Here is a 13,317-nt window from a genome sequence, read left to right as displayed (position 1 = left end):
CGGTCAGGCAAGGCAAAATCAAGCGAGAAAGCGCGGCTTACAAGGTGTAAATGAGCATTTTGAGTCTGATTTCAACACACACCGAGTAAGCAGTTTTTCAGAGCTTCCCCCAGCGCTATTCGATAGTGCGATGATGCCAGTAACGCCGGTATAATCCTCGCCAGCTTTCAACCGACCAGCCGTTTTCCGCAAAACGCAGCAAAATAGCGCCCTCTCCGTCGCTGCGCATCACACGGCTGTTTACACTGAGATAACGGGCTACCACAGCGCTACGCGGATGATCATAGCGGTTTAAATAACCCACCGTAAAAATTGTCAGCGCTGGATTCACTTGATTGACAAAACCGGCAGTCGATGAAGACAAGCTGCCATGATGCGGCGCAATCAGAACAGTTGCCGCAAGCTTATCACCGGCACGGCTAAGCAATGCTTGTTCATCTTTATTTTCGATATCGGCCGGTATCAAGATGCTGCCATGAATCGACGAAATTTTTAATACACAGCTGTTCGCATTGATTCTGCGTTGCGGATTGGCATAATCCTGCGCCAATGGATGCAACACTTCAAAATGCACGCCATCCCAAAACCAGGATTGACCGGCACGACATTGGATTTTATCGGTGGCAGCACGTTGTATGGGGTGATCATCTTGCAAGGATGACAGCAGCAACTCAACCGGCATCTCATCCAGCACCGACAATGCGCCACCGCTATGATCGTTATCCGCATGCGATACAACCATGGCATGCAATCGCCGAATACCTTCTCCTCGCAGATATGGCACGATAATACGTTTACCGCTATCGCTATCTGCAAAGCCGGGGCCGGTATCGAACAACAGCGCGTGATGTTCGGTACGCGCCACGACAGCCAATCCCTGACCGACATCCAGTACCGTTAACCATAATTCACCGGTTTTGGGTTGAGGCGGCAATACCCAAAACAGCGGCAATACTGCAACCATCCCCAGCCAGCGAGCCGGGAAACCTGCAAAAAACCCTCTCCCCAAGCTTCCTGGCAACAGCATCCACAGAATTCCAATTGCAGCCACCGCTATCGTCCACAACGGCGGAGTGTGCTGCTGCCATACGGCGTGCGGAAAATTACTCAGTGAACGCAGTATCGTCATCAGGAAGCTTAATATCTCGTGCGCCCAAGGCAGTACAAATTCAAACAGCGGTATCGCGGCCAGCAAAGTGAGCGGAACAACGATCAGACTGATCAGAGGAATGGCGATGGCATTGGCGAGCGGCGACAACACCGGTACTTGCTGGAAGAAAACCAGCAGCAACGGAATTAATCCCAAGGTAATCGCCCATTGAACTCGCAGCCAACCGGTTAGCCAATGAATCTTGCCAATCCGGCCGACCGTGATCAGCATGATGAGTGCAATCGCACCGAATGACAGCCAGAACCCGGGTGCAATGACGGCCCATGGATCGAACAGAACCACACAAAATAACGCCCATGCCAGCACCGATGTCGCAGACGTTTGCTTCCCTTGCCATAACGCAACCGCCACTACGGCAAGCATGTAGAGTGTCCGTTGTGCCGGGATCGCGAAACCGGACAGCACGGCATAGGCAATAGCCGCCAATAATCCTGCCATGGTAGCAGCCCGGTACGCCGGTAAACGCAAGGTCAAATAAGCGCTCCATCGCCATAGCCAAAATACCGCCGCAAAAACCATACTGGAAATCATTGTGATATGTAAGCCGGAAATCGCCATCAAATGATTGGTCCCGGTCCGGGTGAATACTTGCCACTGATCACGCGGAATGGCATGCTGATCGCCAATAGCCAGTGCTTGCAAAATCCCGGTGTAGGCTCTATCGGGTAAGTTCGCGGCAAAACGATGTTGTATTTCTTCACGGACATACTCAATCCAATACCTTGACCATGGAACCATCGGCTGCAGGCGTTCATTTTCAGCACCCGGATGCACATAGCCGGTTGCCCGAATATTGCGCTCCAATACCCATGCTTCATAATCGAAGCCATGCGGATTCATCGTGCCGTGCGGCTGTTTCAGCCTGACCGTGATGCGCCAGCGTTCTCCAGGATGAAGCACCGGTAACGCCCTGTTATCCGTCTTCGCTTGCCGCGCTCTGAACCAGGACAATGCCAAATGCCGGGGTACTCTGGCACCCTTCGTGAGCACTTGTTCGACATCGAAGCGGAAGCGGATACCGCGATCAGTTTCTTGCTGCACACTCGCCACGACACCGGTTATCTGAATATCCTGACGTTCCCAGCTATGCGGTAAAGTATCGGATAAGCGCCATTGCGCTACTGCGGCAGCCCAGAAAAAACCTATTCCGAGACAAAGCGACCACGATAAAATTCTGCATAGCACGCTGAACTTATTTGCCGCACGTCGCATCAATCCGATAATGAGGGCAATCAAGAGCAAAATCCAGACCCACTCCGCCTGAGGCAATTTAGCCTGTTGCTGCAACAAGCCGGCACCCAGAGCAAATGCCAGGATATTGGATCGCACTGACAAATCCGCCCGATCCTCAGAGTAAAAGAATCTGCGCGACGGAATTGCCGTGCCGAGCGGCAAATATTCTTAACACACATTCCGATTTACTCGTTTGTAGGATTTTTCTCATAAAATTATAGCGTTATCATTTATCATAATTTGATATTATAGTCATGTGTATTTCATGTGTACTCTTAGTGCATGTATTGTGTGGTTAAGCGGAACGACCACAAAGCTCCAGTAACGCAAATGATGAGCAGGAGGAAACACCATGACGCAAACTGAAGAGCAGCGAAGAAAAGATGATGATATAAGACAAAGCAAAACCGAGCTACTGAGCGAGTTGCAGATTTCTCACCGGGAACTGGAGAAACAAAATCACGAATTGAAAGAAACGCAACAGCAATTAAATGAATCGCACAAACGCTACGCAGATCTCTATGAATATGCACCGGTCGGTTTCTTGACTTTAAACAAAACCGGGCACATTTTGTCGCTGAATCAAGCAGGCGCTAAGTTACTGAGAAATAACCGGGAATCACTGATCGGGAAATTATTTACCGATTGTTTTTTTGATATCGACCATCAAGCCTTTATCCAATATCTGCAGAAAATCTTTACGACCTCGGGTAAAACCGCGGTCGATCTGAAAATCAAAAATGCTGACGAACAGCTCAGCTATATCCGGCTGGAAAGCACGCTCATGTGCGACAGCAGTACCTGCTTGATGATCATGTCCGACATCAGCCAATTAAAAAAAGCTATCAATCTCAACCGCAATTTATTGCATGAAAACAGACGGCTTATGAAAAAGCTGTTCCATATCCAGGAGAATGAACGGCGCCTCATCGCACGTGAATTGCACGATGAATTGGGACAATGGCTAACGGCCGTTCGTGTGGAAAATGAAGTCATTCTCAACAACACATCAAGCAACTCAACGATTGCCGTCAGTGCGCGCGCTAACAATGAATGTATTCAAAAAATGAATAAAATAATCCATGAAATGCTGCATCAGTTACGGCCCGTGCTGCTGGATACACTGGGATTAATCGGTGCCCTATCGGAGCTGAAGCGGCAATGGTGCATACGTCATCCGCAGACTATCCTGGAATTCAAATTGAGCGGTGAACTTGATAAACTGAATGAACCGATCAATATTGCGGTATACCGGCTCATCCAGGAAGGTTTGACCAATATTTACAGTCACGCCGAAGCGACTTGGGCGCAAATAAGCCTAAGCCGCGAGGATGGCGCCGAACCAGCCGATAACTGCTTGCTGCTCACCATCGAAGACAATGGCAAAGGCTATAATATCAACCAGCAATCCAGCGGTTTAGGATTATTGGGCATGCGTGAACGCGTCATTGCCATGAGCGGCACCTTGTCGGTACGCAGCGCGTACAATGAAGGCACTGAAATCACTATTAAATTGCCGATAGAACATTCAAACTATGACGAAACCAATCTGTATCCTATTGATTGATGATCATCCCGTAGTACGCACCGGTTACCGCCGTTTGCTTGAAAGCACACCGGATATTTGTGTAGTGGCAGAAGCCGACGATGGTGAATCGGGTTATCAGCAATATTTGGAGCACCAGCCCGACGTCACCATTTTAGATTTGAATATGCCCGGCATCGGCGGCCTTGAAACTATCCGCCGCATCAAAGCGCGCGACTCTGTTGCACATATTCTGGTATTCAGCATGCTGAACAATGCCACCATGGCGCAGCGCTCTTTGAAAGCAGGAGCCACCGGGTTTCTCAGTAAACAAAGCGGAATCGGGGAAATGATTCAGGCTGTCCGGCAAGTCAATGCAGGGAAAATTTATATCGAATCGGAACTAGCCGCAACGCTGGCATTGAACGCAACACGTAAAGATACTTGCGAAAGCCCGTTGGATATGCTCACCAAGCGCGAGTTTCAAATATTCAAACTGATCGCGGAAGGAAATTCCAGTGTGCAGATTGCGGAAAAACTGGCCATCAGTCCAAAGACTGTTGGCGTTCATCACGTTAATTTGATGCGCAAATTACAGTTACAAAACACCACGCAACTTATTCGCATGGCGATTAATAACGATGTCATTCCAACCTAAATACCGGCTAACGTAATTGGCATGCAGTAGGGAAATTCTGAAAAAGGTAGCGAGACAGCCAGGCAAAGCAAAATCAGGTGAAAAGTGCAGTTTATGAATGATACATGAGCATTCTGAACTTGATTTCAGCGCAGCATGACCAGGTACGGCAATTTTTGAGAGCTTTCTTAGAAATAAGGAAAATGCTTATTTTCACGTTCTTTCGCATCCATTAAGATAGATCGTTCATTCCCGCCACATTCCGTTATCACCCGATAGTCCTCTAATCAGGAGCAAAAATGACCAATATTTCCGCGACACTGGGCAGTGAAAGCGAACAGCTGCTCAACCATGTGTGCAAAACCATACCGAAACAAAGTCTGCAGCTCCCCGGCGCCGATTTTGTCGATCGCGTCATGGCGTTAAGCAACCGCAAACCCAGCGTGTTGCGCAATCTGCAGACATTTTTTAATCAGGGGCGTTTGGCGGGAACCGGCTATCTGTCTCTTCTTCCGGTTGATCAGGGCGTTGAACATTCCGCCGGTGCTTCGTTCGCACCCAATCCGATGTTTTTTGACCCCAAACATATTGTCGAACTGGCGATTGAAGGCGGTTGTAACGGTGTCGCATCCACATTGGGTGTGCTGGGAATCGTAGCGCGCCAGTATGCGCACAAAATCCCGATGATTCTTAAAATAAACCATAATGAGCTGCTGACCTATCCCAATAAATACGACCAAACGCTTTTTGCCAGCATCAATCAGGCGTTCAATATGGGAGCTTGCGCAGTCGGTGCAACGGTTTTTTTCGGCTCGGAAGAATCCCGCCGCCAGATTCAGGAAGTTTCAGCCGCCTTCGAACATGCGCATAATTTAGGCATGGTGACCATTTTGTGGGCATATACCCGCAACGCTGCATTCAAAACTGCTGAAAAAGACTATCACGTCAGTGCCGATCTGACCGGTCAAGCCAATCATCTGGCGGTAACCATCGGAGCCGATATCGTCAAACAAAAAATGGCAACCAATAACGGCGGCTATAACGCGATTAAATTCGGCAAAACCCACCCCAAAGTCTATAGCGAACTGACAACGGAACATCCGATCGATCTGGTGCGTTACCAGGTGGCTAACTGCTACATGGGGCGGATTGGAATGATCAATTCAGGCGGAGAATCTGGCAGTGATGATTTACATCAGGCAATCCGCACCGCCGTCATCAACAAACGCGGCGGCGGCATGGGACTGATTTCCGGACGCAAAGCGTTCCAAAAACCATTTGCCGAAGGTGTCGAGCTACTGCATGCCATTCAAGATGTGTATTTGTCCAATGAAGTCACAATTGCGTGATAGGACCACTGGATCGTTAGCATTATTGCGTACAGCGCACGGCCGTGCCTATGAAGACACGGCCGGAATAAAAAAATCTGTTATTTTTTTCCTGCTGCCTTGATGGCGTCGAGATTCTCGCGAGCATCCTGATTTCCTTGTGCGGCTGCTTTCTCGAACCACTCGACCGCTTTTTTCTCATCTCTGGTTACCCCTTCCCCGGTGAAATACATAGCGCCCAGATTATTTTGCGCGTCAACATGGCCTTGTTCGGCTGCTTTCTTAAATAATTCCACCGCCTGCTCCATATCTTTCGGAACGCCTTCGCCATTCGCGTACATCAATCCTAAATTAAACTGCGCATCGGCATAACCTTGTTCAGCAGCGCGAAAGAACCAACCGGCAGCCAATTCCGGGTCAGTATTCAATACTTTGCCAGATAGATTCTTCGATACCGCCTCACCGGTGTAGTACATCACACCCAAACTGTTCTGCGCCGCCGGGTCCCCTGCTTTTGCATCGGCCATCAATGCTTTAAATTTCTCTTCGGCAGCTTTAACATCACCGAAACCTCCGGGCATAATTTGTTCTCTTATTTCCGCTTTTTCTTCTTCTGTCAGGCCTTCGCTCATGAAAGACGGAATTTCACCCAGTTTGGTGATCTCATTCATAGGCGCGGGTATTGAGCCTACTTCTGGTTTATCACTTTTCGGTTCGCCGTTGCAACCGGTAAACAATGAAACAGCCGTAGCAAGTAATAAAACAGCTATAACTTTCATTTGTAATTTCCTTTATTCACTTAGTTTAATGATAACAGCGTAACGTGATTTCAAATTGAATGTGGGATGATACATCCCCGATTGTCATTTGGCGCCCGCCTTTGTCAATAATTCAATAACTTCCCGATAGCGATAATGATTAGCCAACGATAGTGCAGTCGCGCCATTGCTGGCTTTCAGATTAGGATTGGCGTTTGCCGCCAGCAAGACATGAACCGCTCCCAGGTGACCTTGCTGCGCCGCCAGCATCAGTGCTGTCGCCCCATTTTCCAATTGGTAATTGACTTCAGCACCGGCGTTGATCAACGTTTGCATAGTCTGCCGGTGACCTTGCTGCGCTGCCAGCGTAAGCGCCGTCATCCCATCCGCGCGTTTTGTATTCACTTCCGCCTTTGCCGCCAGCAATAAATCAACGGCTTTTCTTCGATCTTTCTCAGCCGCCAGCATCAATGCCGTACCATCCTCTTCGGCAGCGGCACTGACCTCGGCCCCTGCAGCCAGCAAAATCTCAACAGCCTGATCACGGCCGTCACGGGCTGAGCGCATGAGCGGCGTATAGTGATCATTTGCCCTTAAATTGACATCCACCCCCGCTTGTAAAAAACGTTCGATTATCGCAGCGTGACCTTTCTTAACCGCGGCCAAAAATGCGGCATTCAATTCTTCCTGATCGATACGTTGCGTATCCAGAATTTTTTTTACCAAAGGAAAATTACCTTTTTCGGCAGCCTGCGTTAACCCGTCATCCGCGGACCAAGCCTCAGTGGAAACAATTGAAAGTAACAATATGATCCATCCAATCGATGCTTTTCCTAAAAACCTTGTCATACTCAATTCCTTCCCGCACTCTCATTCACACTGAAAATTCTTATAAAAATCGCTACAGAACTATTTTAAGGCGATAAGTTTCGCCAGCTTCAAATGATAAAAAAGGGATTATACAGTTTAAGCCGTGCCCTTGCCTGTGCATCACTATGTTTCCATTGAATTGCTCATTCCCTGGATATGTGCAATATGCTATTCTCTGCCCTGCTTGATGGTCATGAGATTCGCTCTGAACCGGAGGCTCTCATAACTACCGCAATTTTCCGGTGCGATATTTTATCCAGCTCTGCCAAACCACGAATTTATATTCTGTAGAAACTGTAAGAAATCATATGATCGCAGATCATTACGACATCGTTATCATAGGCGGCGGTCCGGTGGGCATGGCGTTAGCGCTGGCACTGCAGGATACCGGCATTTCGAGTTTGCTGCTGGAAGCGCGCGGTTTGCCGGAAAAAGACGAAGATCCGCGTCCGCTGGCCCTATCGCACGGCAGTCATTTAATCCTGCATCGCTTGGGTGTGTGGCACAAGCTGGCAAAAAAGACACCGATCACAACGATCCATATTTCCAATCGCGGCAGCTTTGGTCAAACGATTCTAACGCCGCAAGATGCCGGTGTTCCCGCCTTGGGGTACGTGGTCAACTATCACGATCTTTTTTGCTCGATGCATCAGCAATTAACCGCAAGCACGGCCGGTTACATTGCCGGCGCGCTAGTCACCAAGCTGGACACCACAGAAAGCCTGGGCATGGTGCATTTCAATTATCAAGGCAAAGAACAAAAAGTAACCGCCAAGTTACTGGTGCTCGCAGATGGCGGTAAGTTAGCCCAACAATTACCTGATATCACTTATCAGACTTACGATTATCACCAGTTCGCCGTGGTCGCCAACGTCAAAGCCGAGCGAAAACAAAGCGGAATCGCCTATGAACGTTTTACTGCCGATGGGCCGGTCGCATTGCTTCCCAACGAAGAGGATTTTGCCCTGGTATGGACGGTAAATCCAGAAGCAATCCATGAAATCACTTCGCTCAACGATGCCGGTTTCCTGGTTCGGTTACACCGGCATTTTGGCGACCGGCTTGGGAAATTCCTGCAAGCCGGAAAAAGATCGGCATTTCCATTGGCGCTTAAATACGCAACACCGGTTACGACACAAAGAACCGCATTAATCGGCAATGCCGCACAGACACTGCATCCCGTTGCAGGACAGGGATTTAATCTGGGTTTGCGGGATGCCTTTGAGCTGGCATGCGAGGCCATCAACACGCGCAGCTCGGCACGGGAAGTCGGTGCAGCGATAATGCTGTTCAATTACCGGCAAAGAAGACAAATCGACAGTAGCGGCGGCAGAATTTTCACCGATTCGCTCATCAGGCTCTTTTCCAATGACAATGTCTTACTCCAGCATGCCTGCGGAATCGGATTAACCGCATTGAATTGCACACCGCCACTGAAACGGTTTGTTGCCCGCCGCATGATATTCGGCGCACACGGATAATTTCCCTCTTACACTATCTGCCCGGCAAAACAAAAGCTATAATGCGCGTTGGCGCACGATGAACATGACATAAATTTATCCGCTGCAGCCAAGATCCCAAGCAGCCAGATCAATCGCTTCCCGAAATAACTGATTTTACTTATACGCATCGCCTACCATATGCATATGCAAATCGGCACGCACATTTTAAAAAACAAACTGATTGTCGCTCCAATGGCAGGCGTTACCGATCGGCCATTCAGGCAATTATGCAAAATGATGGGAGCGGGCATGGCGGTTTCCGAGATGGTGTCGAGCAATTCGTTGCTATGGGGTTCAAAAAAAACACAACGCCGCGCCAATCATGACGGCGAGGTTTCGCCGATTTCCGTGCAAATTGCCGGCGCCGATCCCGTGATGCTGGCAGCGGCCGCGCGCTACAACGTCGATCATGGCGCCCAGATTATCGATATCAATATGGGCTGTCCGGCAAAAAAAATCTGCAACGTCATGGCCGGTTCCGCGCTGTTGCAAGATGAGAAATTAGTCGGAAAAATCCTGGATACCGTAGTTAAGGCTGTGAACATCCCGGTAACACTCAAGATACGCACCGGTTGGGACAAACAACATAAAAATGCGCTCTCCGTCGCGCATATTGCTGAAAACTCAGGTATTCAAGCACTCGCGATTCATGGCCGCACACGTGCATGCGCATACACCGGTACTGCGGAATACGACACTATCGCAGCGGTTAAAGCCGCGATCAAGATCCCTGTCATTGCCAACGGCGATATCACCACACCGGAAAAAGCACGCGCTATTCTTGCCTATACAAAAGCGGACGCGATTATGATCGGACGCGCTGCGCAAGGCAGGCCATGGATCTTCCGTGAAATCAATCACTACCTCGCCACCGGCGAGCATTTACCGGCACCCGAAGTATCCGAAATCCATCGTGTGCTCATTAATCATTTACATGATCTCTATGAATTCTATGGCGAATATTCAGGTGTTCGCATCGCCCGCAAGCATATTTCCTGGTACACCAAAGGACTCGTTGGCTCCGCAGGCTTCCGTCAATTAATGAACCAATTACAAACCAGCGATCAGCAGCTTCATGAAACCAATCATTTTTTTTCCACGCTTGCTGAAAAAGGTCAACGATTGAGCTATATCAAAGAGGGGGAGCAGTGAGTTTATGAATGCAGTCAAGGAAAATGAAATTGCATCTTGTATACGCAAAGCCATAGATGGATATCTCAACGACCTGGATGGGGAAAAACCGTGCCATATATACAATATGGTCATGCATAGCGTTGAAAAACCATTAATTGAAATCGCCATACAATATACTAAGGGAAATCAGACGCAAGCGGCCGATTTACTGGGAATAAACAGGAATACGCTCCGTCAGAAAATGAAGCAGTATCAAATTAAATGATCATAAAACAAGCTCTCATCAGTGTCTCAGATAAAACCGGAATCATAGAATTAGCTCAAAAACTGGTTCAACACGATATCACCATTCTATCCACGGGCGGCACAGCTAAATTATTACGTGAAGCTGGGATACATGTTGTTGAAATCGGTGACTATACGGGTTTTCCGGAAATGTTGGACGGCCGGGTCAAAACATTGCACCCGAAGATTCATGCCGGAATACTCGCGCGTCATGATTTACCCGAGCACCAGAACGCACTCGAGCAGGCGTCGATTCCGAACATCGAATTGGTGATCGTCAATCTCTATCCCTTCAAGCAAACCATCGCAAAACCGGACTGCAGTTTCGACGATGCTATTGAAAATATCGATATCGGCGGGCCGACGATGGTGCGCGCGGCTGCCAAAAATTACCGCAAAGTCGCTGTCGTCACTGATCCCAAGGATTATTTGCCGCTCTGCCAAGAATTGGCGGAAAACAACGGTGCCGTCAGCTTAGCCACACGTTTTCAACTGGCGCAAAAAGCTTTTACGCATACCGCATCGTACGACAGTGCCATCAGTAACTATTTGACGTCACTGGATAGCGAGTATCGACACAAGGATTTTCCCGATTCGCTGAATCTGAATTTCACCATCGCGCAACCTTTGCGTTATGGCGAAAACCCGCATCAGAAAGCCGCTTTCTATCGCGATGAAACCATTGCACCCGGCAGTTTGGCGAATTATCAACAATTGCAAGGCAAAGAGCTATCCTACAACAATATCGCGGATACCGATGCTGCCTGGGAATGTGTCAAAACTTTCGACAGTCCGGCTTGTGTCATTGTCAAGCACGCCAATCCATGCGGCATTGCCATTGCGGAAACCACGTTACGCGCTTACCAGCTGGCATTCGCCACCGACCCGGTTTCAGCTTTTGGCGGCATCATCGCTTTTAACTGGACCATCGATAAAGACACAGTCGATGCCGTTCTGAAGCAATTCGTCGAAGTTATTATCGCACCTGAAATTACGCCGGAAGCACAGCAGCTTCTGGCTCAGAAAAACAATATCCGGGTACTGGTTTCACCTTTGCAGGCGGGATGCAACACTTACGATTTAAAGCGGATCGGTGGCGGTCTTCTGGTTCAAACACCGGATATTCAGAACATCACCGTCGCCGATTTAAAAATCGTCACACGTTTAAAACCCTCATCGCAACAACTGGACGACCTACTATTTGCCTGGCGAGCTGCGAAATTCGTTAAATCAAATGCGATTGTATTCTGCTGCAACGGCCAGACCATCGGCATCGGCGCAGGACAAATGAGCCGTGTCGACAGCGCGCGCATCGCATCGATTAAAGCACAACAAGCCGGTCTCACACTTGCGCAATCGGTCGTCGCATCGGATGCGTTTTTCCCCTTCCGGGACGGATTGGATGTTGTGGTGCAAGCCGGTGCAACAGCCGTCATTCAACCGGGCGGCAGTATCCGCGATAGCGAAGTAATTGCCGCTGCTGATGAACAAGGCATAACCATGGTATTTACCGGCGTTCGTCATTTCCGTCATTAGATAATCCCATCATCATGAAACTATTAGTGATCGGCGGCGGCGGCAGAGAGCATGCCTTGGCGTGGAAATTGAGCTTGTCGCCACGCGTACATAAAGTATTTGTAGCGCCCGGCAATGCAGGAACTGCATTAGAGCCGGGGCTGGAAAATATTCCAATAACAGCCATTCCTGAGTTAATCGAATTTGCAAGAAAAGAATCGGTTGCAATTACCGTCGTCGGCCCTGAGGTTCCGCTTGCCGCGGGTATCGTTGACGCATTCCAGGCAGCCGGTCTGAAAATCTTCGGCCCAGCCCGGCAAGCCGCTCAACTTGAAACATCGAAGATCTTTGCCAAGGAATTTATGCAGCGGCATCATATACCCACCGCCGCCTATGCGAGATTTACCGATGCAAAATCAGCGCATAGCTATATCGATCAGCACCCTGCCCCAGTTGTCATCAAAGCCGATGGTCTCGCAGCCGGGAAAGGTGTTGTCGTTGCACAATCGCATGAGGAAGCGCATACCGCTGTGAATACAATTTTGGTAGAAAGAAATCTTGGCAGCGCCGGACATGAAATTATTGTCGAAGAATTTCTTCAAGGTATTGAAGTCAGTTTTATCGTCATGACGGACGGCAATCATGTTCTTCCGCTAGCAACCAGTCAGGATCACAAACGGCTTTGTGATGCCGATTCAGGTCCGAATACGGGCGGCATGGGCGCTTATTCGCCCGCCCCTTTCGTTTCTCCGGATCTGCACGCGCATATTATGCGTACCATCATCGATCCTGTAATAGCCGGATTGAAACACGATGGTATTCACTATGCCGGATTTCTTTACGTCGGTTTAATGATTACTGCGCATGGTCAGGCCAAAGTACTAGAGTTTAATTGCCGCTTAGGCGATCCGGAAACGCAACCGATTATGTTGCGCTTAAAAAGCGATCTTTTACCTCTCATCGAGCATGCTTTGGACGGAACACTCAATGAAGTGGATGCTGAATGGGATTCGCGTACCGCTCTTGGTGTTGTGATGGCGGCAAAAGGTTATCCGGAAAACCCGAGAAAGCATGATGTAATCCATGGCTTGCAGGATTTAATCGGAGAACAGGAAAGCACCGGAGATTTTCACATTTTTCACGCCGGTACTCAATTACAGGGAAAAAATGGCGACGAAATTGTAACAGCAGGCGGGCGCGTTTTATGCGTCACGGCGCTGGGTGAAAATGTTAAAACTGCTCAGCAGGCCGCTTATAAGCTTGTTGCCAGAATCCGCTTTGATGGCTCTCAAATTCGCCGCGATATCGGCTACCAAGGTATAAACGCACAGTCAGACAAAAACCAAAAGCGCGACTGAT

General features: G+C 49.0%; 11 protein-coding genes. 8 read left to right on the top strand and 3 right to left on the bottom strand.

All coding sequences use genetic code 11. From position 1 onward, the window contains the following. Window positions 1-115: 115 nt before the first annotated feature. The gene (locus tag HRU78_05760; protein QOJ23219.1) at window positions 116-2,500 is read right to left on the bottom strand and encodes a DNA internalization-related competence protein ComEC/Rec2; all 2,385 of its coding nucleotides are present in this window, start codon (window positions 2,498-2,500) and stop codon (window positions 116-118) included. A 256-nt stretch (window positions 2,501-2,756) separates the two neighbouring features. Here HRU78_05760 and HRU78_05755 point away from each other — a divergent pair, with 256 nt between their 5' ends. From HRU78_05755 to HRU78_05745, 3 genes are all read left to right on the top strand, one after another. Beyond that, window positions 2,757-3,971, top strand: coding sequence for a PAS domain S-box protein (locus HRU78_05755; GenBank protein ID QOJ23218.1), 1,215 nt, complete (start codon window positions 2,757-2,759; stop codon window positions 3,969-3,971). Further along, window positions 3,940-4,587 carry a response regulator transcription factor gene (locus HRU78_05750; GenBank protein QOJ23217.1) on the top strand — a complete coding sequence of 216 codons (648 nt, stop codon included), beginning with the start codon at window positions 3,940-3,942 and terminating at the stop codon, window positions 4,585-4,587. Before HRU78_05755 ends, HRU78_05750 begins: the two co-directional genes overlap by 32 nt. 278 nt (window positions 4,588-4,865) lie before the next feature. Next, window positions 4,866-5,915 (top strand): class I fructose-bisphosphate aldolase, encoded by a 1,050-nt coding sequence (locus HRU78_05745; GenBank protein QOJ23216.1) that lies wholly within the window; start codon window positions 4,866-4,868, stop codon window positions 5,913-5,915. A gap of 80 nt (window positions 5,916-5,995) precedes the next feature. Here HRU78_05745 and HRU78_05740 read toward each other — a convergent pair whose 3' ends face one another. Further along, complete coding sequence (locus HRU78_05740; GenBank protein ID QOJ23215.1) at window positions 5,996-6,673, bottom strand: sel1 repeat family protein; 678 nt, start codon at window positions 6,671-6,673, stop codon at window positions 5,996-5,998. 84 nt (window positions 6,674-6,757) lie between these two features. Beyond that, on the bottom strand, window positions 6,758-7,501 hold the full coding sequence (locus HRU78_05735; GenBank protein QOJ23214.1) for an ankyrin repeat domain-containing protein: 744 nt from the start codon (window positions 7,499-7,501) through the stop codon (window positions 6,758-6,760). 329 nt (window positions 7,502-7,830) lie between these two features. Here HRU78_05735 and HRU78_05730 point away from each other — a divergent pair, with 329 nt between their 5' ends. The 5 genes from HRU78_05730 to purD all read left to right on the top strand — a co-directional run bounded on the left by HRU78_05730 (window position 7,831) and on the right by purD (window position 13,316). Then, the gene (locus HRU78_05730; protein ID QOJ23213.1) at window positions 7,831-9,003 is read left to right on the top strand and encodes an FAD-dependent monooxygenase; all 1,173 of its coding nucleotides are present in this window, start codon (window positions 7,831-7,833) and stop codon (window positions 9,001-9,003) included. Window positions 9,004-9,168: 165 nt separating this feature from the next. Next, on the top strand, window positions 9,169-10,176 hold the full coding sequence (dusB, locus tag HRU78_05725; protein ID QOJ24936.1) for a tRNA dihydrouridine synthase DusB: 1,008 nt from the start codon (window positions 9,169-9,171) through the stop codon (window positions 10,174-10,176). Window positions 10,177-10,180: 4 nt separating this feature from the next. After that, window positions 10,181-10,423, top strand: coding sequence for a Fis family transcriptional regulator (locus HRU78_05720; protein ID QOJ23212.1), 243 nt, complete (start codon window positions 10,181-10,183; stop codon window positions 10,421-10,423). Further along, complete coding sequence (gene purH / locus HRU78_05715) at window positions 10,420-11,979, top strand: bifunctional phosphoribosylaminoimidazolecarboxamide formyltransferase/IMP cyclohydrolase (protein ID QOJ23211.1); 1,560 nt, start codon at window positions 10,420-10,422, stop codon at window positions 11,977-11,979. Before HRU78_05720 ends, purH begins: the two co-directional genes overlap by 4 nt. Window positions 11,980-11,993: 14 nt before the next feature. Beyond that, window positions 11,994-13,316: a phosphoribosylamine--glycine ligase gene (purD, locus tag HRU78_05710; protein ID QOJ23210.1), complete on the top strand. Its 1,323-nt coding sequence runs from the start codon at window positions 11,994-11,996 to the stop codon at window positions 13,314-13,316. Window position 13,317 lies beyond the last annotated feature (1 nt).

This window comes from Gammaproteobacteria bacterium (assembly GCA_015709635.1).
Taxonomy (GTDB): domain Bacteria; phylum Pseudomonadota; class Gammaproteobacteria; order Burkholderiales; family Nitrosomonadaceae; genus Nitrosomonas.
Note: the sequence above shows the minus strand (reverse complement) of the source record. Positions and strands in the feature narration are given on the sequence as shown.